This is a genomic window from Rhizobium sp. BK312, assembly GCF_014193605.1.
Lineage (GTDB): Bacteria > Pseudomonadota > Alphaproteobacteria > Rhizobiales > Rhizobiaceae > Rhizobium.
The window spans coordinates 255,852-278,351 of record NZ_JACHZP010000008.1; the positions used below are offsets into that span (position 1 = coordinate 255,852).

At 61.0% G+C, this 22,500-nt stretch carries 28 protein-coding genes; 13 read left to right on the forward strand and 15 right to left on the reverse strand.

From position 1 onward, the window contains the following. Positions 1-38: 38 nt before the first annotated feature. A complete protein-coding gene (locus tag FHT85_RS22655) occupies positions 39-233 on the reverse strand; it encodes a hypothetical protein (protein WP_112410022.1) in 195 nt (64 codons plus the stop codon). Between the two features lie 347 nt (positions 234-580). Here FHT85_RS22655 and FHT85_RS22660 point away from each other — a divergent pair, with 347 nt between their 5' ends. From FHT85_RS22660 to FHT85_RS22675, 4 genes are all read left to right on the forward strand, one after another. Next, on the forward strand, positions 581-1,843 hold the full coding sequence (locus FHT85_RS22660) for a flavin monoamine oxidase family protein (RefSeq protein WP_112410021.1): 1,263 nt from the start codon (positions 581-583) through the stop codon (positions 1,841-1,843). A gap of 191 nt (positions 1,844-2,034) precedes the next feature. Then, positions 2,035-3,132 carry a branched-chain amino acid aminotransferase gene (locus tag FHT85_RS22665; RefSeq protein WP_112410020.1) on the forward strand — a complete coding sequence of 366 codons (1,098 nt, stop codon included), beginning with the start codon at positions 2,035-2,037 and terminating at the stop codon, positions 3,130-3,132. Between the two features lie 200 nt (positions 3,133-3,332). Beyond that, a complete protein-coding gene (locus FHT85_RS22670; protein ID WP_112410019.1) occupies positions 3,333-4,259 on the forward strand; it encodes an NAD(P)-dependent oxidoreductase in 927 nt (308 codons plus the stop codon). Between the two features lie 97 nt (positions 4,260-4,356). Further along, on the forward strand, positions 4,357-5,409 hold the full coding sequence (locus tag FHT85_RS22675) for a nitronate monooxygenase family protein (RefSeq protein WP_183774337.1): 1,053 nt from the start codon (positions 4,357-4,359) through the stop codon (positions 5,407-5,409). Positions 5,410-5,475: 66 nt separating this feature from the next. On the opposite strand, the gene FHT85_RS22680 is transcribed toward FHT85_RS22675, so the two are convergent. The 3 genes from FHT85_RS22680 to FHT85_RS22690 form a co-directional block, all read right to left on the reverse strand. Further along, entirely contained in the window at positions 5,476-5,727 is a 252-nt protein-coding gene (locus FHT85_RS22680) for a DUF2312 domain-containing protein (RefSeq protein WP_015341059.1), read from the reverse strand. Between the two features lie 172 nt (positions 5,728-5,899). Further along, positions 5,900-6,205, reverse strand: a complete 306-nt coding sequence (locus FHT85_RS22685) for a DUF1244 domain-containing protein (protein ID WP_112335105.1) — start codon at positions 6,203-6,205, stop codon at positions 5,900-5,902. A 27-nt stretch (positions 6,206-6,232) separates the two neighbouring features. After that, the gene (locus FHT85_RS22690) at positions 6,233-7,027 is read right to left on the reverse strand and encodes an N-formylglutamate amidohydrolase (RefSeq protein WP_112335104.1); all 795 of its coding nucleotides are present in this window, start codon (positions 7,025-7,027) and stop codon (positions 6,233-6,235) included. Between the two features lie 204 nt (positions 7,028-7,231). Here FHT85_RS22690 and FHT85_RS22695 point away from each other — a divergent pair, with 204 nt between their 5' ends. From FHT85_RS22695 to FHT85_RS22710, 4 genes are all read left to right on the forward strand, one after another. Beyond that, positions 7,232-7,720: a DUF1036 domain-containing protein gene (locus FHT85_RS22695; RefSeq protein WP_069613236.1), complete on the forward strand. Its 489-nt coding sequence runs from the start codon at positions 7,232-7,234 to the stop codon at positions 7,718-7,720. Then, positions 7,720-9,159, forward strand: a complete 1,440-nt coding sequence (gene pyk / locus FHT85_RS22700) for a pyruvate kinase (RefSeq protein ID WP_015341054.1) — start codon at positions 7,720-7,722, stop codon at positions 9,157-9,159. The genes FHT85_RS22695 and pyk overlap by 1 nt, the downstream gene beginning before the upstream one ends. Positions 9,160-9,285: 126 nt before the next feature. Then, entirely contained in the window at positions 9,286-10,167 is an 882-nt protein-coding gene (locus tag FHT85_RS22705; protein WP_112335103.1) for an NAD(P)-dependent oxidoreductase, read from the forward strand. Between the two features lie 134 nt (positions 10,168-10,301). After that, positions 10,302-10,937, forward strand: a complete 636-nt coding sequence (locus FHT85_RS22710) for a LysE family translocator (protein ID WP_112335102.1) — start codon at positions 10,302-10,304, stop codon at positions 10,935-10,937. 3 nt (positions 10,938-10,940) lie between these two features. Here FHT85_RS22710 and FHT85_RS22715 read toward each other — a convergent pair whose 3' ends face one another. The 4 genes from FHT85_RS22715 to FHT85_RS22730 form a co-directional block, all read right to left on the reverse strand. Continuing rightward, complete coding sequence (locus FHT85_RS22715) at positions 10,941-11,912, reverse strand: threonine/serine dehydratase (protein WP_112335101.1); 972 nt, start codon at positions 11,910-11,912, stop codon at positions 10,941-10,943. Between the two features lie 88 nt (positions 11,913-12,000). Then, complete coding sequence (locus tag FHT85_RS22720; protein ID WP_112335100.1) at positions 12,001-12,573, reverse strand: DUF4865 family protein; 573 nt, start codon at positions 12,571-12,573, stop codon at positions 12,001-12,003. A 3-nt stretch (positions 12,574-12,576) separates the two neighbouring features. Further along, positions 12,577-12,972 (reverse strand): cupin domain-containing protein, encoded by a 396-nt coding sequence (locus FHT85_RS22725; RefSeq protein WP_112335099.1) that lies wholly within the window; start codon positions 12,970-12,972, stop codon positions 12,577-12,579. A 5-nt stretch (positions 12,973-12,977) separates the two neighbouring features. After that, positions 12,978-13,370, reverse strand: a complete 393-nt coding sequence (locus FHT85_RS22730; protein ID WP_112335098.1) for a tautomerase family protein — start codon at positions 13,368-13,370, stop codon at positions 12,978-12,980. Between the two features lie 111 nt (positions 13,371-13,481). Here FHT85_RS22730 and FHT85_RS22735 point away from each other — a divergent pair, with 111 nt between their 5' ends. Further along, on the forward strand, positions 13,482-14,423 hold the full coding sequence (locus tag FHT85_RS22735; RefSeq protein WP_112410017.1) for a LysR substrate-binding domain-containing protein: 942 nt from the start codon (positions 13,482-13,484) through the stop codon (positions 14,421-14,423). Here the strand turns inward: FHT85_RS22735 and FHT85_RS22740 are convergent. The 6 genes from FHT85_RS22740 to FHT85_RS22765 form a co-directional block, all read right to left on the reverse strand. Further along, the gene (locus tag FHT85_RS22740; protein ID WP_112410016.1) at positions 14,402-15,451 is read right to left on the reverse strand and encodes an alpha/beta fold hydrolase; all 1,050 of its coding nucleotides are present in this window, start codon (positions 15,449-15,451) and stop codon (positions 14,402-14,404) included. The genes FHT85_RS22735 and FHT85_RS22740 overlap by 22 nt on opposite strands. A 99-nt stretch (positions 15,452-15,550) precedes the next feature. Further along, positions 15,551-16,180, reverse strand: coding sequence for a hypothetical protein (locus FHT85_RS22745; protein WP_112335095.1), 630 nt, complete (start codon positions 16,178-16,180; stop codon positions 15,551-15,553). A 90-nt stretch (positions 16,181-16,270) separates the two neighbouring features. Further along, a complete protein-coding gene (gene ykgO / locus FHT85_RS22750) occupies positions 16,271-16,396 on the reverse strand; it encodes a type B 50S ribosomal protein L36 (protein WP_003582204.1) in 126 nt (41 codons plus the stop codon). A 151-nt stretch (positions 16,397-16,547) separates the two neighbouring features. Next, positions 16,548-17,606 (reverse strand): 5-(carboxyamino)imidazole ribonucleotide synthase, encoded by a 1,059-nt coding sequence (locus tag FHT85_RS22755; RefSeq protein WP_112410015.1) that lies wholly within the window; start codon positions 17,604-17,606, stop codon positions 16,548-16,550. Then, a complete protein-coding gene (gene purE, locus FHT85_RS22760) occupies positions 17,603-18,100 on the reverse strand; it encodes a 5-(carboxyamino)imidazole ribonucleotide mutase (protein ID WP_112335093.1) in 498 nt (165 codons plus the stop codon). Before purE ends, FHT85_RS22755 begins: the two co-directional genes overlap by 4 nt. Before the next feature lie 16 nt (positions 18,101-18,116). Next, entirely contained in the window at positions 18,117-18,320 is a 204-nt protein-coding gene (locus tag FHT85_RS22765) for a YdcH family protein (protein WP_015341042.1), read from the reverse strand. Between the two features lie 230 nt (positions 18,321-18,550). Between FHT85_RS22765 and FHT85_RS22770 the strand changes: the two genes are divergently transcribed. Further along, on the forward strand, positions 18,551-18,724 hold the full coding sequence (locus FHT85_RS22770) for a YdcH family protein (protein ID WP_015341041.1): 174 nt from the start codon (positions 18,551-18,553) through the stop codon (positions 18,722-18,724). 348 nt (positions 18,725-19,072) lie between these two features. Here the strand turns inward: FHT85_RS22770 and FHT85_RS22775 are convergent, their stop codons facing one another. After that, positions 19,073-19,333, reverse strand: a complete 261-nt coding sequence (locus FHT85_RS22775) for an ArsR/SmtB family transcription factor (RefSeq protein ID WP_015341040.1) — start codon at positions 19,331-19,333, stop codon at positions 19,073-19,075. Positions 19,334-19,555: 222 nt separating this feature from the next. Between FHT85_RS22775 and FHT85_RS22780 the strand changes: the two genes are divergently transcribed. The 3 genes from FHT85_RS22780 (at position 19,556) to FHT85_RS22790 (ending at position 22,431) form a co-directional block, all read left to right on the forward strand. Further along, complete coding sequence (locus FHT85_RS22780; RefSeq protein WP_112335297.1) at positions 19,556-20,209, forward strand: thiamine phosphate synthase; 654 nt, start codon at positions 19,556-19,558, stop codon at positions 20,207-20,209. A gap of 9 nt (positions 20,210-20,218) precedes the next feature. Further along, the gene (locus FHT85_RS22785; protein WP_112399748.1) at positions 20,219-21,439 is read left to right on the forward strand and encodes a tetratricopeptide repeat protein; all 1,221 of its coding nucleotides are present in this window, start codon (positions 20,219-20,221) and stop codon (positions 21,437-21,439) included. A 191-nt stretch (positions 21,440-21,630) separates the two neighbouring features. Next, entirely contained in the window at positions 21,631-22,431 is an 801-nt protein-coding gene (locus FHT85_RS22790) for an inositol monophosphatase family protein (protein ID WP_112410014.1), read from the forward strand. Positions 22,432-22,500 lie beyond the last annotated feature (69 nt).

A 22,500-nucleotide genomic window follows, 5' to 3' on the forward strand; every position in this document is an offset into this window, starting at 1 on the left:
CTTAGTCTTCATTTCTGCCTTATCGGCCGCTGCGCCTGCTACTTCTGTTTTTGGGGCGCGGAATTGGCCGTCGGATGAGCACTGCTGTCGCTGAGTATGGCAGCTCCACCGACATGATTCTGTGCTGTCGCCGCCGGCGGCATGAGGGTCCAGGTGAAATAGGCGATCAGACCGCAGACGCCGAGCAGGAAGACGGTGAGGATCGCGGGGATGGACCACTCCTTCGTGAACATCGGTGTTTCCTGACGCGACTTGAAAGAAGCCCGACGTCCGGCTGCCGTCTTATTGAGCTGTGTTGGCACAAGCGCCTCCAATATTACGCGTCGCGGTCGAAAGTGTTGTTGTGAAGGTCGGTTTCCGCACGATCTTCCTCATTATCTGCCTCGATGAAGCACGTACGACATTCGTCATTTGGGCTCAATGCGGCAATTTGGTATGCCCACCATTGTCACCGTTTACAGGCCGCGCCGAGGTCGGCTACAGATGATTGACAGGGCTCGCGCCGGCGGATTGGCGAGCCTCACATCACCAAGTCGCGAGGCTCGGTCACGCTCCGGTGCTTGCGCGAAGGGGAATTGGAATGCCCATCGAATCCTGGAGAGGCGGCGAGGTCGACGTTGCCGTGATCGGCGCCGGCGCAGCCGGCGTAGCTGCAGCCCGGCAGCTGCAATTGCTTCGGCCGGATCTCTCGATCGTCTTGCTCGAAGCCTCCGATCGCGTCGGCGGCCGCGCCCGCTCAATCCATCCGTTCGGCACCGACGCCGCCGCGCTCGATCTTGGCTGCGGCTGGCTGCATGGCGCGCGCACCAATGCCTGGACTGATATTGCCGAGGAAGTAGGCCTGACCGTCGATCGCACGCCTGCGCCCTGGAGCGATGGCGGCCATCGGTTGGAACAGAACGATCCCGATGCAAAAGCCGCCGCTGCCGCCGTCAACGACTTTTTCGGGCGGGTCTATGAGTATGAGGGCGATGCGGACGCCGATCTCTCGGCCATGTTGTCTCCTGATGATCCGTGGAATGAAAGGATTTACGCCGTCGGCGCCTTCATGACCGGGGGAGAGCTCGACAAGTCTTCGGTGATCGATCTTGGCCGCTACGATCCCGGCCCCGGTCCTGACTGGCGCGTGCGACAGGGCTACGGCACCTTGATCGCCACCTACGGTCTGCCGATGCCGACCGTTGTCGGCGCCGAGGTCCGCCGCATCGACCACAGCGGCGCCGGCCATATCGTGCTTTCGACAGGCAAGGGTGAGCTGCGGGCGAAGGCTGTCATCGTCACAGTTTCAACCAATGTGCTTGCGGCCGAACGCATCGCCTTCTGGCCGCCTTTGCCGGAAAAGATCGAGGCGGCGTCCCGCCTGCCGCTCGGCCTGGCAAACAAGCTTTTCCTTCGTGTTGCCGAGCCGGCGATGTTTCCGGAGGACACGCATGTGACGGGATCGCAGCATAGCCGCCGGACGGGCGCCTATCAGCTGAAGCCATTCGGTGCGCCGGTCATCGAGGCCTATTTCGCTGCCGACCTCGCGCTCGATCTGGAGCGCCAGGGCGTCGATGCGATGTTTGATTTTTCGGTGGAGCAGTTAAAGCGCGTCTTCGGTGCCGATGTCGGCAAGACGCTGTCGCCGCTGGCTGCGTCAGCCTGGGCGGGTGAGCCTTTCTTCGGTGGTTCTTATTCCTATGCGACGCCCGGCGCTTCCGACCTGCGCAGCGTCCTTGCCGCTCCTCACAACGAGCACTTGTTCTTCGCCGGAGAAGCCTGTTCGAAGACGCGTTATTCTACCGCGCACGGCGCCTATGAAACCGGCGCGGCTGCCGCCGAAGCCATCGCGAAAACGCTGTGATGGAAGCCCCATGAGACCGATAGCCAGCTTCCAGGCGAGAAATAGCGATTCGCCTCGTAATTTTATGCAAATCGCTCTTAAACTTGCGTGAGAACAGGCGTAAACGCAATCAAATACCACCCGATTTGATTTACACCATCCTTCGGGAGATGGGCGGCGAAGGCCGCAGCAAAAGAAGCATTGGAGGAGCCATGAGCACCGGCGAAACATTAACCTTCGACATCCAGAAAAACCCCAATCCCGCGACGGCGAGCGAGCGGGAAGCGCTGTTGCAGAACCCGGGCTTCGGCCGCATCTTCACCGATCACATGGTAACGATCCGCTACTCGCAGGACCGTGGCTGGCACAGCGCCAAGATCGAGCCGCGCAAGGCGCTTGCTCTCGATCCGGCAACCGTGGTGCTTCATTATGCCCAGGAAATCTTCGAAGGCATGAAGGCCTATCACCTGCCGGATGGCGGGGCCGCCCTTTTCCGCCCGAGCGCCAATGCGCGCCGTTTCCAGAATTCGGCCGAACGGCTGGCGATGCCGCGCTTGCCGGAAGAGCTTTTTGTCGAGTCCGTACGCGAGCTGGTCAAGATCGAGCGCGAATGGATCCCGACCGCGGAAGGGGCATCGCTCTATCTCCGGCCGTTCCTGATCGGCACCGAAGTCGCTCTCGGCACAAAACCGTCGGCAGAATATATCTATTGCGTCATTGCCTCCCCCGTCGCCTCCTTTTTTAAGGGCGGCGGATCGGCCGTCACGCTCTGGGTCTCCGAGAATTTCACCCGCGCCGCGCCGGGCGGCACGGGTGCGGCCAAGTGTGGCGGCAACTACGCCGCAAGTCTTGCCGCATTGGCTGAGGGCCAGCGCGAAGGCTGCGATCAGGTCGTCTTCCTCGATGCCGTCGAAAAGCGCTGGATCGAGGAGCTTGGCGGCATGAACGTCTTCTTCGTCTTCGATGACGGATCGCTGCAGACGCCGCCGCTCACCGGCACGATTCTGCCGGGCATTACCCGCGATTCGCTGATCAAGCTCGGCCGCGACATGGGTTTGACGGTACGCGAAGAGCCCTATTCGATCGAGCAATGGCAGGCGGATGCCGCGAGCGGGCGCCTGCGCGAATCCTTCGCCTGCGGCACGGCGGCTGTCGTGACTCCGATCGGCAAGGTGAAGGGCCGCAAGCACAGCTTCACCATCGGCGACGGCAATGCCGGTGCTACGACGCAGCGCCTGAAGGCAGCGCTGACCGATATTCAGTTCGGCCGCGCGCCCGACAAGAACGAGTGGCTGGACCGCCTGTTCTAAGCGAAGAATGACCGATATTCGGCGGGAGAAGGCATGTGAGCTCTCCCGCCGGCTTCTGACTCAAGAGCGGTTCAGCTTTTCGTGAAATATCTGAACCGCTCGATCTCTTTGTTTCACGCAATTCCGGATGGAAAACCGCTGCGCACTTTTCCTGGAATTGCTCCAGAGTTCGCATAGTCACCCGAACCATCGGAGTTGTTATGATGAGCAACGTCAGCGAGCGTCCCGGCGTCGAGCCGGGCGAGGAGATCGGCTTTGTCGGTCTCGGCGTCATGGGCCAGCCGATGGCCCTCAATCTCGCAAAGGCAGGCACCAGGCTTGTCGTTTGGAACAGATCGCCGGCAGCGGTTGATCCGTTGCGCGAGGCAGGTGCGACGGTCGCCGTAAGTGTAGAAGAGGTGTTCGAACGCACGCGCATCGTCATCCTGATGCTAGTCAACGAAACTGTGCTGGACGAGGTGCTGCGGCGCGGGACACCGGACTTCGCCAAGCTGGTTGCCGGCCATATCGTCGTGTCGATGGGCTCCAATCCGCCCGACTATTCGCGCGCGCTTGCCACCGATATTCTCGCAGCCGGTGGGCGCTATGTCGAAGCCCCGGTTTCGGGCTCGCGGAAGCCTGCCGAGACAGCACAGCTGGTCGCGCTGCTCGGCGGCGATGCGGACACGGTTGTCGAGGTGCGGCCGCTGCTTGCGCCTATGTGCCGCGAAACGATCCTGTGCGGTCCGGTCGGCAATGCGCTGCTGATGAAGCTGACCGTCAACCTCTACCTTTGCACGATGCTGGCGGGTCTCGCCGAAGCCTCGCATTTCGCCGAGCGGAACGGCCTCGATCTCGAAACTTTTCAGGCTGCGATCGATTCCGGCCCGATGGCCAGCGATCTGACGCGCGTGAAAATTCCGAAGCTTGTTGCGCGGGATTTTTCAGTGCAAGCGGCGACAGCCGATGCGTTCAACAGCACGAAACTGATTGTCGAGGCGGCTCGTGCCGTCAGCATGGCATCGCCGGTCCTTGATGTCTGCCGTACTCTTTATGGCGAGAGCGTCGAACTTGGCAACGGCCGGCTCGACATGGTGTCGGTGGTTGCGGCCATCGAGGCCCGCACCGAAGCGCTCAGGCGGAGCTGATAGACCTAAATTTCGTCAAGCTCACGCTTGGGAAGCCGTCTTGCGGCACCTATTTTGCATGGAGACCTGAACAGACATTTCTGAAAGGACGCCGGACATGTCTGCCCCTATGGACAGCAATCTTTTTCAACAACTCGGTTTGAAGCATCCGTTGATCGTCGCGCCGATGGCGGGCGGTCCTTCGTCGGTGGAGCTGGTGGCGGCGGCTTCTGCCGCAGGCTCGCTCGGCGCCATGGGCGGCGCCTATCTAAACGCCGCGGCGATCGAAGCCTTTGCAGCTCAGGTGCGTCAACGGACCGACAGGCCGTTTTCGATCAATCTCTTCATTCCGCACTCAATCCCGGAAGTTGCCACTGATCGGGTCGAGCGCGCGGCTGCGGCGACCGCACGATATCGCCGGGAGTTGGAGCTGCCTTCACCGCAGCTTGTGCCTCCCTATGAAGAGGATTTCGATGCGCAGTTCGAAGCGGTTTTGCGCATCAAGCCGGCTTGTTTCAGTTTCGTCTTCGGCGTGTTGCCGGCCGGCTATGTACGGGAAGCGAAGAAGGCTGGTATTCCGCTGATCGGCACGGCGACGACACTCGACGAGGCGAGGGCGTTGGAAGAGAGCGGCGTGGATGCGGTCGTGCTGCAGGGTTTCGAAGCGGGCGGTCATCGCGGCATTTTCGATGCCAAGGCAGCAGACCCGGAAATCGGGATGCGCGATCTTCTGGTGCAATGCGTCGGCACCATTCGTTTGCCGTTGATCGCAGCCGGCGGCATCATGACCCCCAGCGATATCCGGGCGGCGCTGCAGGCGGGAGCGCGGGCCGTGCAGATGGGCACGGCCTTCCTCACCTGCGTGGAAGCCGGAACCTCGGCACCCTATCGCAGGAAGCTGCTGGAAACGCCGGAGCGAAGGACGCGAACGACGCGCGCCTTTTCGGGCCGCTTTGCGCGAGGGATCGAGAACCGCTTCATGGATGAGATGGATGGAAAACCTGATGCCATTCTTCCCTTTCCGGCGCAAAACAAGTTTACGCGGGACATACGCGCTGCGTCGACGGCGAAGGGATTACCGGATTTCCTGTCTCTCTGGTCGGGAACCGGCAAGGGCGAGCTGTGGCAGGGGAGTGCCGCCGAATTGATCGGTCGTCTTTTCGCCGAGTGATGCGCTCAAAAAGAAAGGAGCCGGCAAGCCGGCTCCTGATCGTTCTGCGAGGCTCAGAAGTCTCGATTATTCCATGCCGAGTGCGGCCATGTAGGTCTGCAGGATGGATTCTTCTTCCAGGCGTTCGTTCGCGTCCTTTTTGCGAAGGCGAATGATGGTGCGGATTGCCTTGGTGTCGTAGCCGCGGCCCTTGGCCTCGCCCATGACATCCTTGATGTCGCTGCCAATCGCGGCCTTTTCTTCTTCGAGGCGCTCGATGCGCTCGATGAATTGACGCAGTTCCGCCGCGGCCACGTTCTCGACGCTGTTCTCTTCCATGCACTTCTCCTAAAGGGTCTCAAAGGGTCGCTTGCAGCCCGTCGCAGATGAGATCGGTCGGTCACCGATAGGGGCACATCGCTTCAGGGCTTGCGCGGGATTTCGAATTCGATCGGGCAGTTGACGTGCCGCGAATGGCGCGCAAGGTCAAGCCGAATTGGTGAAGGGAGCGTTAATCTTTCGGCTTGTTTTGCTCGAAAGCGGCTTTTTGCACAGGAGAGGCTTCTTTCTGGTGCAGGTTCTTCCAATCCTCGTAGGGCATGCCATAGATCACTTCGCGCGACTCGTCCTTGCTGACGGGCAGGCCCGCCTCTTCGGCCGCTTCGCGATACCAGTTCGAGAGGCAGTTGCGGCAGAAGCCGGCGAGGTTCATCAGGTCGATGTTCTGAACGTCGCTGCGTTCGCGCAAATGCGCAACGAGGCGGCGGAAGGCAGCGGCCTCAAGCTCGGTCTCTTGTTCCTTGGTGAGCGTGGTCATCTCTTTCTCCTCAATTCGCTTGCCGGTTCACGCCTCATAGGGGCCGGTGCGCGAAGGGTATCGCCTATATTCATGGAGCGACGGATCGGCATTGATCTCCGCGAAGATCGGCGCCAGGCGATCGGCCCATTCGACAATGCCGGCCTCGTCGCCGATCAGATCCTGCCGGACCTCCAGCAGCGCATGCGCAATGCCCTTCATCATGCAATGGCGGAACATGGTGTCGTTGCGCAGCGCACCGTCATACGGTTCATTGTCTCCGATAACGAGATCGGTATCGGCGCCGAGCTTTGCAAGGAGCGGCACGACGGCACGATCGTCGCTGTCCCAGAGTACGCTTGCATGCCAGGGACGCGGCACACCTTTCCAAGCCGGCGTGAAGGAGTGCATCGAGAAAACCAGGGGTGCCTTGCCCGTTGCCGCGGCCACGGCGGAGATCGTTTCGTCGACCGCTTCATGATAGGGCCGATGGAAGGCTTCTATACGGTAGTTCCATTCTTCATCCGTGATTGGATGATTACCTGGGATGATCGCGCCATCCGATATTTTCATGATGAGCGTCGGGTCGTCTTCGCCGCGGTTCGGATCGATCAGCAGACGGGAAAAGCCGCCAAGCACGCCCGGCACGTCCAGCCGCGCGCAGAGATGACGGCAGAGGCCTTCGATGCCGATGTCGTAGGCGATGTGGCGGGAGAAGGCGGTCTCCGGCAGGCCGAGGCTGCCATAACGCTCGGGCAGGCGCCGCATGGCGTGATCGCCGAGAATGACCATGCCTTTGTCACGATTGCCGGGTATAAATTCAAACGGTCTGAAATCAGTCATGCGGATTGTCGATTATTGAAATTTTCAACTCTTTGTTTGATTGCATGTGCGGATGGAAGGTGCAAGGTTTGCAGCTTCGATCGGATGAGGGGCGGCGCATGGTGCCGCCACCATCCCGTGAAGAAAATATAATCGATTAGAGTTGCGTTGACATTCATGGGATGGCAGCGCAAGAAGACGCAACAACGAATAACCGGGAGCCAATTGGAAGCCGTGTCCAGCCAAGTCGCGCCACGTTTCGTTAAGCGGTCAGGCCCGCTCGCCCGAATCGCCTTCCTCATTCTCGCTGCGGCAGCGCCGTTCTTCTTCATGCCGAATGCGGCCCATGCCGATTTCCGAACGTGCAACGGTACGCAGAATCTTGTCGGCGTTGCGATCGGCTATCGCGCCAAGGACGGCTGGGTGACGGAGGGTTGGTGGCAAATTCCGGCCAATACCTGCGCGACTTTGATCGAGGGGCCGCTTCAATCCCGCTATTATTATCTCTACGCAGAAGATGCGGCCCGCGGCGGCCGCTGGACGGGCGACGTCGAAATGTGCGTGGCGGAAAATGAATTCAAAATCCCAGGTGTCAAGGATTGCTACGCTCGTGGCTATCAGAAGATGGGATTCAAGGAATACGACACCGGGCGCCAGGCGAGCTGGATGGTTCAGCTTTCCGAGCCCTCGGGCAGCCAAGAAAGCCAGAATTGATGAGACGAAACCGAAAAGTCAAAATCCTCGCAACGCTCGGTCCGGCTTCCTCTTCGGAGGAAATGATCCAGAAGCTTCACGAGGCCGGCGCGGACCTGTTCCGCATCAACATGAGCCACGCCAGCCATGATGTGATGCGCACGCTGATCCAGCGCATTCGCGCCGTCGAAGCTCGCTGTGGTCGGCCGATCGGCATTCTCGCTGACTTGCAGGGTCCCAAGCTGCGCGTTGGCAAGTTTGCTGACACCAAGGTCGATCTTAAGCCCGGTCAGACTTTCACGCTCGACAATCAGGATATCCCCGGCGACAACACGCGTGTCTACCTGCCGCATCCGGAAATCCTGGAATCGGTTCAACCCGGCCACCGCCTGCTGATTGATGACGGCAAGCTGGCGCTGCGTGCCGAAAAGTGCGACGGCAAGAGCATCGTCACGACTGTCATTTCGGGCACCAAGATTTCCGACCGCAAGGGCGTCAGCCTGCCCGATACCCTGCTCGGCGTCGGCGCGCTGACCGACAAGGACCGCGCCGACCTCGACGCCGTTCTCGCGACCAATGAAGTCGACTGGGTCGCGCTCTCCTTCATCCAGCGCCCGGAAGACCTGACGGAAGTTCGCAAGATCTCGCACGGCCGCGTTGGGCTGATGTCGAAGATCGAGAAGCCGCAGGCTGTCGAGCGCATCGAGGAAATCATCGAGCTTTCCGACGCACTGATGGTGGCCCGTGGCGACCTCGGCGTTGAAATGCCGCTGGAAGCCGTTCCGGGTATCCAGAAGCAGCTGATCCGCGCCTGCCGCCGCTCCGGCAAGCCGGTGGTCGTCGCCACGCAGATGCTGGAATCGATGATCTCCGCGCCGGTCCCGACCCGCGCCGAAGTCTCCGACGTCGCGACCGCCGTTTTCGAAGGCGCCGATGCCGTTATGCTCTCGGCCGAATCCGCGTCCGGTGACTATCCGGTCGAAGCCGTTTCCATGATGGCCTCGATTGCCGGCACCATCGAGCGCGAGCCGCATTATCCTGGCATTATCTATGCCCAGCGCGCTTTGCCTGAGGCAACTGGCGCCGACGCGATCTCGCTCGCTGCCCGCCAGATCGCCGAGACGCTAAAGCTCGCCGCCATCGTCTGCTACACGTCCTCCGGTACGACCGGCCTTCGCGCCTCGCGCGAGCGTCCGCAGGTTCCGATCCTGGCGCTTTCGCCGATCATCCAGACGGCACGCCGTCTGTCCGTCGTCTGGGGCATGCATTGCGTCGTCACGCACGATGCGACCGACCTCGACGACATGGTCAACAATGCCTGCCGTATCGTCGCCGAAGAAGGCTTCGGCAAGCCGGGCGACCGCATCATCATTTCGGCCGGTGTGCCGCTCGGCACGCCGGGCGCCACCAACATGTTGCGCATTGCCTATATCGGTTCGGACGGCCAGTCGGGCGTGTGATTGCCGACATCCGATTGCGGCAGCACCTCAAACATCCGAAACCCGCTGTCGAAAGACGGCGGGTTTTTTCTTGAAGCCGAAGCGCCTGCAATCTCCAAGCAGGCGGATTGAGAAGGAAATATGCCAATGAAAGTCGGATTTATCGGATTGGGCCAGATGGGCAGCGCCATGGCCACTAATCTCATCAAGGCCGGGCATGACGTGACCGTCTACAATCGTTCGCGCGACAAGGCCGAGGCTCTGGCCGCCGAGGGCGCCAAGGTTGCGGCGACCGTGGCGGAAGCGTGCGGCGGCGAGGCTGTCTTCACCATGCTCGCGCATGACGATGCGCTGTCGGCGGTCGTCCATGGCGATGGCGGCGTTCTGGCAAGCCTTGGCAAGGGTGCAGTTCACATTTCCGCCAGCACGATCAGCGTCGCCATGTCGGAAAGGCTGACGAGGGAACATGCCGCGGCAGGTCAGCACTTCGTGGCAGCGCCCGTCTTCGGCCGCCCGGAAGCGGCGGCTGCGGCAAAGCTCTTCGTTGCAGCCGCGGGTGCGCCTGATGCGATTCAAACGGTCACGCCGCTTTTCGACGCCATCGGTCAGCGCACCTTCGTCCTCGGCGAGGAGCCGAAGGCGGCCAATCTCGTCAAACTCAGCGGCAATTTCCTCATCGCTTCGGTCATCGAGTCGCTGGGCGAGGCCATGGCGTTGGTCGAAAAGGGTGGTGTCGACCGGCATGCCTATCTCGATCTCTTGACCTCGACGCTGTTCAACGCGCCTGTTTACAAGACCTATGGCGGGCTAATTGCGGATCGCAAGTTCAAGCCGGCGGGTTTCACCGCGCCGCTCGGTCAAAAGGATATTCGGCTGGCTTTGGCTGCCGGTGAGGCGCTGAACGTGCCGCTGCCGCTGGCGAGCCTGCTGCGTGATCGGTTCCTCAACCTGCTGGCGCATGGCGGAGAGGAACTGGACTGGTCGGCGATTGGCGCGCTGGCGGCGAAAGATGCGGGTTTGGTGGAGTAAATCGAGGCGTCCCATCCACACTCGATTTTGCGGAGAGAGGTAGGAATATCAGAGGTGCGGCAGCCGGAAGCAAGCAAACACTTGCTAACCACCACACCACATGCAATCTTCCTCTCTTCCAGAGGAGGGACATCATGCATCTCACCACGCTGCTCGCCTTTGCCGCCGTCTCCTTTATCGGTATCGCGACGCCAGGGCCGACTGTGCTTCTGGCGCTGACCAATGGCTCGCGCTTCGGCATCAGGCGCGCCTTGCCCGGCATGGTGGGAGCCGTTCTTTCCGACGCGGTGCTAATCAGTGCCGTCGCCATCGGCCTCGGCGCCTTGCTGGCTGCCTCCGAATTCTGGTTTTCGGCTCTGAAATGGGTGGGTGCGGCCTATCTCGCCTTTCTCGGTATCATGATGCTGCGCTCGAAGGGGAGCATCGACGGCGCATTGCAGGCGAGTGCGAGCCAATCTAAGGGAACCGCTTTCTCCATTGGGCTGAAGAGCTTCCTGGTCGCCGTGACCAATCCGAAGGGCTATCTCTTCTTCTCGGCGTTCCTGCCGCAGTTCATCGACCCTTCGGCGCCGCAGATGCAGCAATATATCGTGCTCGGCGCGATCTTCGCCGCGCTCGATTTCATGATCATGCTCGGCTATGCGGTGTTCGGCTCTCATGCCGTCCGCGTCCTGAAGTCGGAAGGGGCGAAATGGCTTGAGCGCGCCTGCGGCGGCGCGCTTTTGGCTCTTGCCGGCTCGCTGGCGCTCTATCGTCGCGCCGTCAACTGAGGACTAGTGGCGGCTCAACGCCGCCTCGAAAACATCCTGATCGACATTGCCGCCAGAGGTGACGGCGATCACCGTATCACCGTCGATGCCCTTGCCGTGGAAAAGCGCTGCTGCAAGCGCGACGGCGCCGCCTGGTTCCACGACGATCTTCAGGCGGGTGAAGGCGAGGGCCATGGCCTTTTGCGCCTCTTCATCCGTCACGACGAGGCCGGGGCCGCAGAGGCGCTTCAGGATCGGAAAAGTAATGTTGCCCGGCTGCGGCGTGATGATGGCGTCGCAGATCGAGCCTTGCAGCGCGGCGTTGTGCTCGATCTTGCCCGAGGCGAGTGAACGGGTGGTATCATCGAAATTTTCGGGCTCGCATGGGCGCGCCTTCAGGCCCGGAGCGCGGGATTCGAGCGCCAGTGCGATTCCCGAGGTCAGGCCACCGCCACCGCAGGGGACCAGCACGTCGGCAGTTTCGATGCCTTCCTCGGCAGCCTGCTCTGCGATCTCCAGCCCGGTTGTTCCCTGGCCGGCGATCACCTGCGGCTCGTCGAAGGGCTTGATGAGCGTCAGGCCTCGCTCCTTGGAAATACGGGCACCGATCTCGTCGCGATCTTCCTTGATGCGGTCATAGAGCACGACCTCGGCGCCGAAGGCGCGGGTGTTGGCGATCTTCAGCTTCGGGGCGTCGGTTGGCATGATGATGACAGCCGGAACGCCGTGCAGCTTTGCAGCCAGCGCCACGCCCTGTGCGTGGTTGCCGGAGGAGAAGGCGATAACGCCTCTGGCGCGCACGGTTGGCTCCAGCGCCGAAACAGCCGACCAGCCGCCGCGGAACTTGAAGGAACCGGAATGCTGCAGGCATTCCGCCTTCACGAACAGGCGGCGTCCGGCAATCTCATCGAGAAAGGGCGAGGAGAGCAGCGGCGTGCGGCGCGCCCGGCCGCCGAGGCGAGCGCGGGCGGCTTCGATCATTGCGATATCGACCATGGGGGATCACTCTTCGGATTCAGAAAGACTTTCCATCCATAAAGCTCCGGCCTTTCCTTTAAAACAAGGAGATTGTCTCCATGACACTTCAGGCGACGCCAGGCAGCGAAAGATGTCCGACATTGTAGGCTTGGACCCCGGATAGGCCCGGGTCTTTCGGCGGCTCGGCCAGCAGGCGGAAGCGCACCAGCGTCCAGTGGGTCGGCTCGAAGGCGGCGACCGAGGCGAGGGCTTCACCGTTCGATATGGCCTGCGCTGCTGCCTCAGTCTCGTTTGCGCGGAGTTCGGCAAGCGATGTTTCGGCGTCGATCGCGACCACCTCGCGCGTTGCGAACTTGGCGCTGCGAATATCCGCAGATGTCTCGGTGTGCCATGCGATCCAGGTATCGACCTGAGGGCGGCCGAAGTTCTCGGTCAGGGCTGAGAAGCCTGGGCCAGAGACGAAGTCGCTCAGTCCTTCTTCTTGCTGCCAAACATAGAAGGGCGAGTAGAAGTTCTGTCGGCTCCCCGTGACGGCATCGCCCTTTCTCGCCGTCAGGTAGGCCTTGAACTTCAGGCCCGGGAGATTGTCGAGCAGGGGACCTTTTTCACGGATACGGTGATCGATGATCGCCATGTCGTAATCCGCGGGTAGGGGGAAGTTATATTGCATGGCGATCATCGGTCATTCCTCCAGCCAGGTTACGGCGCTTCCATCTTGCGCCGCCTGGATGCTGATATAGGAGAAGGCATTTTCCGGCGCCGCACCGTGGCGATGGCGTTCGTTCGGCGCGAAGCTGATGCAGTCGCCGGCGCGCAGTTCCTCGGCCGGGCCGCCGAAGCGTTCTGCAAGTCCGACGCCGGACAGAACATAGAGGATCTGCCCATGCGGATGCGTGTGCCAACGCGTCATCACGCCGGGCTCGAGCGCGCAGCGCATGGCGGTGAGCCCGCCGTTTTCAGCGTTCTCCACAAGGGACTCCACCAGGAAAGAGGCGGTAGCGATGCCCTCGGGCGATGCGCGCATATTCGTGCCGGCGCGATGTATGGTCGGCGATTGGGTTGATGTGGTCTGCGGCATGGCTCTCAGACCTGTTCGATCATTTGCGCGCGACCATCGGAGAAGGACCAATCCTCGCGCGTCGCAGTCGTGATGGTGATCATGATGTCCTCGGGGCGAACGCCTGGTGCATCGGCAAGCAGTTCGGCGACCCGGCGATAGAAGGCTTTCTTGACCTCGGTGCTGCGCGGCTTGCCGATGGTGACGTCGAAGAAGACGTAATCGTCCGAACGCGGAGTGCTGGCGAAATAGGTGCGATCGAAGATGAGCTCATGCGGCTCCAGCTGGTGAATGGACTGGAAGCGATCGGTCGGCGGCACCTCGAAGGCTTCGATCAGAGCGCGGTGGAAATTATCCGAAAGTGCCTTGAGATATTCAGGCGACTTGCCGCGCAGAAGGGTGATGCGGGTGAATGGCATGGGATTGCTCCTGTTTCCGTGTCACTTGACGAGCATAGAATGCCAGTGGATAATCATCCTGAAAATCAGATAATTATGGATGTATAGTCCCAAAAATATGGATGATTATCGATGCGAAAAATCATCTTCGATCTCGATGTGCTGCGCAGCTTCGTCACTGGCATGGATCTCGGCAGCTATGCCAAGGCGGCAGACCGGCTCGGGCGTTCCACCTCGGCGATCAGTGCCCAGCTGAAAAAGCTGGAGGAGCAGGCGGGCACGCCGATCTTCCGCAAGGCGGGCCGGGGACTGGCGCTGACGGAGGCCGGCGAGACGATGCTTGGCTATGCACGGCGGCTGCTGGATCTGAACGACGAGGCCGCCACGGCGCTGCATGGGACCGAGCTTGAAGGCTGGGTGCGCCTGGGGCTGCAAGAGGATTTCGGCGAGACGCTGCTGCCGGACGTATTGGGCCGCTTCGCCCGTGCACATCCCAAGGTGCGTATCGAGGCGCGTGTCGTGCGCAACGCGGAACTTGTGGAGCGGGTGACGTCAGGCAAGCTCGATCTGGCGCTTGCCTGGAGCGATGGTTTCCGCACGGCTTATACGGACCGTATAGCTGAAGTCCCGCTCTGCTGGGTCGGCCCGGCCGGTGGCGACATGCAATGGCACGCCGATGGCGGCGAGGCCATGCCGCTCGCCTCGCTTGAGGCGCCTTGTTTGCTGCGCAACATCGCCACGAAGACGCTCGATCGCGCCGGCATTGGCTGGCGAATATCCTTTGTCAGCCCGAGCCTCGGCGGGCTTTGGGCTGCGACGGCGGCAGGTCTTGGCCTGACGCTGCGCACGCCGCTCGGCCTGCCGCCAAAGGTACGGCAATTGACGCCGGGAGAGGTGGGCTTGCCGGCTTTGCCGACGCTCGATCTCGTGCTCCATCGTGCCGAGGCGGAAGGGAGCCCGGCAACGGAGCGCTTGGCGTCGATCATGCTGCAGGCGGTGCGGCAGACCATCGAGGCGGTGCCGCAGAGCCGCATATTCGAGGATGTGTCTGGTCAGGATGTCGTCATGGCCTGAGAAGAGGGCTGTCGCGTGGAAACTTCGCTGCCGAGGTCGCTGATGCGGATTTCCGCCTGTGCGGCAAGCACTTGCAGATCGCGCGGCTGGCCTGCCAGCCGTTCCATGGCGGCGATTGCGACGTCCGTCGTGACATAATCCGGCTTGTGGCCAAGATTGCGGATGGTGACGAGTTCGGCGCCAGGGATATCCCGGGCAAGGCCGCGCGAATGCAATTCCTCGAGCACGATATCGTCACTGTCGCCGGTGATGATGACCGTAGGCGCCTTGATCTCGCTATAGCGCGGCGCATGGGCCGAGACATAGGCAAAGAGATTGACCACGTCGATCGCATTGTTGCGAAAGGTTTGCGGCCGCAGCACCAGCTCCGGTGCCGTCTTCATTATATAATCCGCCGGCCGTTCGTTGGGGCGGAAGATGCTGAGCGTGCCGCTTTCCACTCGACGTAAGCCGAGTGGAATGACAAGGATTTGAGTAAAAAGCCAGCCCAGAACGGGCAGGGCGGCGAGCGTATAATACCAGTCGATGCCACCGGGCCAAGGATGGGTGGCTGGCGCCAGAAACAGTAGTCCCTTCGTCTTTTCGGGGTGCCGCATGCCGAAGGCGGTTGCGATCGCACCACCGAAGGAGTGACCGACGATGATGGCGCTCTTGATGCCGCGCTTGTCCATCAGCTTCGCGATCGCATCGGCTTGGCCGGAGGGCACCGCGTTTTCGGCCGGCCCGCGTTCGGAATAGCCGTGACCGGGGCGGTCGACGAACAGCATTTCGGCGCGGCCAGATAAAGGTGCCGCAAAGGCCTCGAACTGGTCGCGCAGATTGCCGCTGGCCCCATGGATAAAGACCAGAGCCGGCAGATCAGCCGTTGCCGGGCGCGGCAAATGGACCGCGTTGAGGCGGTAGCCGCCAATATCGGTAAGTTCGCCAATATTGGGATAGGCCTGCTCGATGGCGCGGGTCTTGTAGGCGGAAAAGCCCGCGGCGAGAACGATAAGGAGAATGATGACGATGAACAGAGAATCGATCATTGCGGCACGGATCAAATATCTTAAGGCGCTAATCTAGCGCGATATGGCTGCTTTTCATCCCTCCAAATGCGATTTCCGCCGGGAAACCGGGGCGGAAAATCAGGTGCGGCTGCCGGCAATCTTTTCCGAGAGCTTGTCCGCTTCCTCCTGGGCCGATCGATTCGCAGGATAGACTTCGAGAAAGCGCTGCCAGGCCTTAAGGGCGAGAGCATCGTTGCCGCGTTCGGTCAGCATCGCCGCCATGCCGGCCAGCGCTCCGAAATGGCGCGGCTCGATGCGCAGCACCTGATTGATGTCTTCCATCGACTTGCGATAGTCGCCGATCGCGAAATTGAGCGTGGCGCGTCGGTTCCAGCCTTCGACATAGTCAGGCTTCAGCGAGATCACCTGATCGAGATAATCCATCGCGGCGGCATTGCGCTTGTCCTGAATGGCCTTGTCGGCCCATTGCATCAGGAGATTGATGGTGGCGCTGCCGGAATCGGCGAACTGGGCATTGATCTGGTCCGCAATCAGGCTTGCCTGGTCGGGATCGCGCTGCCGCCTCAGCGCCATGAACAGATTGTCGAGCTGCTGCTTGGACGACAGGGTGCCGGAGGAATTGCCCTGATGCTGCTTTTCCACAGGGTTTGGTTCATCAGCCGGCGCCGCATGGGGTGCAGAGGCAGTCAGAGCAAACAGAATCGGCAGGGCTAGATATGACAAAGCAAAAACGCGCATGGCGGGCATAGTAGCCCGCCAATGTCGAAGATCAAAACAAATTTGATGCGATCAACTAAAACTGAGGCCCGATCCATGGGACCGGAGCCGCGCGCTGTATCAGCCCTGGCGAGCCTTGTAGCGCGGGTTCAGCTTGTTGATGATGTAGATGCGGCCCTTGCGGCGGACGAGACGGTTGTCACGGTGGCGCGCCTTGAGCGACTTGAGCGAATTCTTGATCTTCATTTTTCTGATCCGCGATCTCTGAGGGGGAATGTCACATTCGCCCGGGTCTTTAACAATCAAAAGCGCGCTCAGGGCGCGCTCTTTAGGGTGGGGAGCAAATAACCTGTCGGCCGTGCGCTGTCAACCATGTCAGGGCTTTTTCCCGCTGATCTCAGCGCAGAAGCTGTGTAACATGCCCCATCTTGCGGCCCGGCCGGGCTTCGGTCTTGCCATAGAGATGCACCAGCGTGTCGTCAAGGCGCAGCCATTCCGGCAGTGCCAGGATGTCGTCGCCGATCAGATTCGTCATGACGCAGTCCGAATGACGATCGGGATTTCCGAGCGGCAGGCCGGCGACGGCGCGGATATGCTGCTCGAATTGCGAGATGACGCAGGCGGCCTCCGTCCAGTGGCCGGAATTGTGGACGCGCGGCGCCATTTCGTTGGCGATCAGACTGCCATCGGCAAGCACGAAGAACTCGATGCCGATGACGCCGACATAGCCGAGCGCCGTCAATATCTTCTCCGCAGCATCGCGAGCGGCGTTCGCCGTCTCTTGCGAAATGCTCGCCGGCAGCGTGGAGGTGTGGAGAATGCCGTTGCGATGGACGTTCTCTGCCGGATCGTAGCAGGCGACCTTTCCGTCGCTGCCGCGGGCGGCGATGATGGAAACCTCGCGCTCGAAGGATACGAAGCTTTCCAGAATCAACGGAACGCTGCCCAAGGCCGCGTAGCCGCCTTCGGGGCTGTCGGCGGCGGAGCGATAGACGCGCTGGCCTTTGCCGTCATAGCCGAGGCGGCGCGTCTTCAGCACGCCCTGACCGCCGAAATCCGCTAGCGCCTTTTCCAGATCCTCTTGGCTGTCGACGGCATGGAAGCGGGCCGTCGGAATGCCGCAGCCGTTGATGAAGCTCTTTTCGGTCAGTCGGTCCTGCGCCATTTCAAGCGCCTTGGGCGGCGGATAGACCGTTACCTGCAAGGCAAGATCCTCGGCGGCGGTTACGGGCACGTTTTCGAACTCATAGGTCACGACATCGCAGCGCTTCGCCAGCTCGGCAAGGGCGGCCGCATCGTCATAGGCGGCTGTGATCTGTTCGTTGGCAACGTGGGCTGCCGGACAGTCGGCTTGGGGCTCGAGGACGACGGTGCGAAAATTCAGGCGCGCAGCCGCCATGGCCAGCATGCGGCCGAGCTGGCCGCCGCCGATGATACCAATTGTCTTCGCGTTCATAGGTCGTCCATCGGATATTCGGCAACGGCGGCGCTCTGGCGCGTGCGCCATTCGTCGAGCCGGTCGGCAATCTCTTCGTCGCCGAGCGCCAGGACGGCGGCAGCGAGAAGGGCGGCATTGACCGCGCCGGCCTTACCGATCGCGAGCGTGCCGACGGGAATGCCGGCCGGCATCTGCACGATCGAAAGAAGGCTGTCCTGACCGGAGAGCGCGCGTGACTGAACCGGCACGCCGAAGACCGGAAGAGGCGTCATAGAAGCCGCCATGCCCGGCAGATGCGCTGCGCCGCCGGCGCCCGCGATAATGACCTTGAAACCCTCGTCCCTCGCGCCCTTGGCGAAGCTCACCAGCCTGTCCGGCGTACGATGCGCGGAAATGATGCGCGCATCATAGGTAATCTCAAGCGCTTCCAGGGTGTCCGCAGCATTCTTCATGGTCTCCCAGTCAGACTGGCTTCCCATGATGATGGCGACAGGCGGTCTTTCGGTCAGCATCGTTGCGTTGTGCTCCTCAGGCGATGATGTCGGGGATGATCTGGTCTTCCAGCTTGGTCAGCTTGTCCTTGATGACGAGCTTCTTCTTTTTCATGCGCTGGATACGAAGGGCATCGCAGCCCGTCTCGATCATGGCATTGATTGCGGCATCATAATCCTCGTGTTCCTGGCGCAGCCGCGCCACGATCAGCCTGATTTCCGCCTGTTCCTGATCGGCCATGTTCATTTCCCCAGCATATCGCGGAATCGCATTCATTCCGCCTCCTGAATTCCGCAAGCTCCTATCACCAAATGGCGATAACGGGAAGTTATCCTTCATCACGAATTTGCCGCCTACAGGCCACGTTTTCGCCTTCGACAAAGGCTCGATCTTATGGCACAGTGAGAAGGTTGACACCTAGAGCCTTGGCGAATGGATGGTCAGGGCTCTTCAGAGGAAGGAAGGGTCATATGACTGTTCAAGCACATCTTGAATCGCTCGAAAAGAAACATGTCGCGCTCGAGGAGGCGCTGCATGCGGCAATCTCATCTCCCTCTAGCAATGATACGGAAATAGCCGACATCAAACGCAGGAAACTGCGCGTCAAGGACGAAATCCAGCGTCTGCGTTCCTCCGTTCACTGAGGCAACGTTCCAAAGTTCAAAAAGCCATCGATCTTGGGGCAAGAGAGGCAGATCGAAAGGTCTTGAGGCAAATTCCCAGTCAGGATCGATGAGCATTTCCGTCAAAAACGGATGCGCCAGCTTCGTAGCGTTAGGGGTAGAGGTTGGCGCAATTTTCCCATCTTATGCAAAAAATGCCGTCGTTGGCGACTCTCGGCTCGTTGTGGTCGCGGCACTCGCTCATCCGGAGGTCATGTCGTTTCGACCGCGGACTTAACTCGAAGAGCCGCTTTGCGCGTCGTCATAGCTGACGCTATCAGCTACCAAATTCCGCAAATTTCCAAGTATAATGAAAGCGGAAAAGCCGTTTCAGGACCAGAATTGATCCAGCCATAGATTCAACTTGTCGAAACCGCGGCTGTTGACCGCATAAATGCGCTTCGTGCCTTCATTGGTGACGGAAACGAGGTTGCTGTCGAGCAGCGCCTTGAGATGCTGCGAGACGGCCGGGCGGCTGATTGGCAGGCCCTGCGCCAGTTCGTTGACCGTCTTGGGTGCGCGGCGCAATTCCTCCAGCAGATGACGCCGGTTCGGGTCCGCGATGGCTGCGAAAGGATCCATGGTCGACATGGCGGAAAGCTACGTCAAACGCCCAAGGGCGGCAAGTTAATTGTGCGCTGCATGATATATTGTGCGAATGGCCGCTCGCGGAGGTGGCGTGCCCGATGTCCTTCATCGCGAACTGCCCGTTTCGGCCGCTGCCCCTTGTCAGAGAGAGCTAACGGATTTACTCACGATTATCGAACCGGTGCGCCATCGCTGACGATGGAGGCCGAAACCATGGAAGCTCGCATGACCGTGCCCGAAGATCGTTGCCGCCTCGTACTCATCGTTCCCGACATTGCCGATATCGAGCAGCGGGCGACGGCAGTGGCCGATGCCCTGAGGGGTGGGGACGTCGCTTCGGTGATCATTCCTCAATATGGTCTTGATGACGGTACCTTCCAGAAACATGCGGAAAAGCTCGTGCCGGTCATTCAGGCCGCGGGTGCGGCAGCGCTCGTCGCCGGTGACAGCCGCGTGGCAGGGCGTGCCAAGGCCGACGGGCTGCACATTGCCGGCAATATTACCGAGCTTACGGAAGCCGTCGAAAAATTCGTGCCGAAGCTGATCGTCGGTGGCGGCAGCGCGGCCGATAGGCACAGCGCACTGGAGGTCGGCGAGCTCAGGCCGGACTATATCTTCTTCGGCAAGCTCGATGGCGACATCAAGCCCGAGGCGCATCCGAAAAATCTGGCGCTCGGCGAATGGTGGGCTTCGATGATCGAAATTCCCTGTATCGTCATGGGCGGCACCGATCCGAAGTCGGCGCTGGAGGTGGCGCTCACCGGCGCCGAGTTCGTGGCGCTGCACAAGGCGGTCTTTGCCGATCCCGCCGCCGCCCCGTCCATCGTTGCGGAAGTGAATGCGCTTCTGGACGAAAAAGCGCCACGGTTTGAGGATTGATAGCGATTCATGTCGTCAGCGCCTCGATTCCGCCATCGATCCTTCCTTGCCGTGCTGGCAGCCGGGCTTGCAGCATTCCCGTTGCTGGCCGCGGCGCAATCCGGCAATGACAGTACGTCCCTGCCGGGTGTTTCGCAGCCGGCGGAGAAGGGCGCGCGACCGGAAGACAATGCGCAATCCGATGACGACACAACCGTGCCGGATGCACCGCAGCACAACGATAATGTCATGACCCGGCCCCTGGGCGCCGATGCCGGCACTTTCAAGACTGAAAAGATTCAGCCGGGCGCAGAGCCGAAAGCCGATAGCGACATCAAGCCATCCCAGGGCGTTGGCGTTTTCGAGCGCATGGGGGCAAATTTGCCGGACCTGCCGCCGGAAAAGCCTTTCACCGGCAAGGTGGATGATGCCTATGGTGCCTTCCAACGCGGCTATTACCTGACAGCTTTTCAGAAAGCATTGCCGCGGGCGCAGCTCGGCGATCCGGCCGCACAGACCTTGATCGCGGAGCTGATGGCACAGGGCCTGGGCGTCAAGCGCGATACGAAGGACGCCGCCTTCTGGTACAGCAAGGCGGCCGAGGGCGGTGATCCCACGGCGATGTTCAAATACGCGCTGATCCTGATGGAGGGCCGCGAAGTGCCCCGCGATCAGAAGAAGGCCGATGAATGGATGAAGAAGGCGGCCGATGCGGGTCAGCCTTCGGCGGAATTCAATGTCGCCCAGATGCTGACGGCCGAAAATCCAGGCCCGAAGGGTCTGCAGATGGCGCTTCCCTATTATGAAAAGTCTGCGCAGCAGGGCATTGCCGACGCGCAGTATGCCGTTTCGCAGCTCTATCTGAACCTTCCCGATCTGCCGCCGGAAAAGAAGGCGCGCGCACGCGAGTGGCTGTCGCGTGCCGCCAATGCCGGCTTCGATACTGCACAGCTCGACATGGGCATCTGGCTGATCAACGGCACCGGCGGCGCGCAGGACCTCGAAAACGGCTTTAACTGGATGCGGGTCGCAGCCTATCGCGGCAACGTCGTCGCGCAAAACAAATTGGCGCATCTTTATATCAACGCCATCGGCACGAAGCAGGATCCGGTGGCTGCCGCCACCTGGTATGTCATTTCGCGTCGTGCCGGCCTGAAAGACCCCGAGCTTGAGGATTTCTATCAAGGGATCGAGGACTACCAGCAGAAGGCGGCCATCGACGCAGCCAACAAGTATCGGCGCGCGCGATAATAAAGGTGTCGGATTGAGCCTTGGCGGAGCTGATCTGAAGTCAGTTTGCGTCTGCCACAGCCTCACCACTTGAAATTCCCGCGATTTTATGGTCTTGAGGCCGCCAATCTTTATTTCCGCTGACGCTCCTGCTCCGTCGGTGCCTGCTTTCGGGCCCGGTCAGCGCTTTCTGCATTATCCAAGGAACCCCGATGGCCCGTTCTGCTCTTCTCAATGTCATGGTTCAGGCTGCCCTCAAGGCAGGCAAGTCGCTCAGCCGCGATTTCGGCGAAGTGCAGAACCTGCAGGTGTCGGTGAAGGGACCGGGCGATTTCGTCAGCCAGGCGGACCTGAAGGCGCAGAAGATCATCCGCGACGAGCTGTTGAAGGCCCGCCCGACCTACGGTTTCCTCGGCGAGGAAGGCGAAGAGGTCAAGGGCACGGATGGCGCCCATCGCTGGATCGTCGATCCGCTCGACGGCACCACCAATTTCCTGCACGGCATTCCGCTGTTTGCGGTCTCGATCGCGCTTGAGCGCAACGACGAGATCGTTGCCGGCGTCATCTTCAATCCGGCCACCGACGAACTCTATACGACCGAGCGCGGTGGTGGCGCATTCCTCAATGACCGCCGCCTGCGCGTGGCTTCGCGCCGCGTATTGTCGGACAGCGTCATCGGCTGCGGCGTTCCGCATCTCGGCCGGGGCAATCACGGCAAGTTCCTCGTCGAGCTGCGCCATGTCATGGGCGAGGTCGCCGGTGTCCGCCGTCTCGGTTCCGCATCGCTCGATCTTGCCTATGTGGCCGCGGGTCGCTTCGACGGCTTCTGGGAAACCGGCCTGTCTTCCTGGGATATCGCAGCCGGCATTCTGCTGATCCGCGAAGCCGGCGGCTTCGTATCGGATTTCCACGGCGGTACCGAGATGTTCGCAACGAAATCGATCATTTGTGGCAACGAGCTTATCCAGAAGGCGCTCGCCGAAGTTGTCAAGCGGCCGGTCCCGACGAAATAAGTCATCCCCCATTCGCCTTTTCGAGGGATAAAACGGTCTGTTGCCAACGGGCTGTTTTGTGCTTTCCGT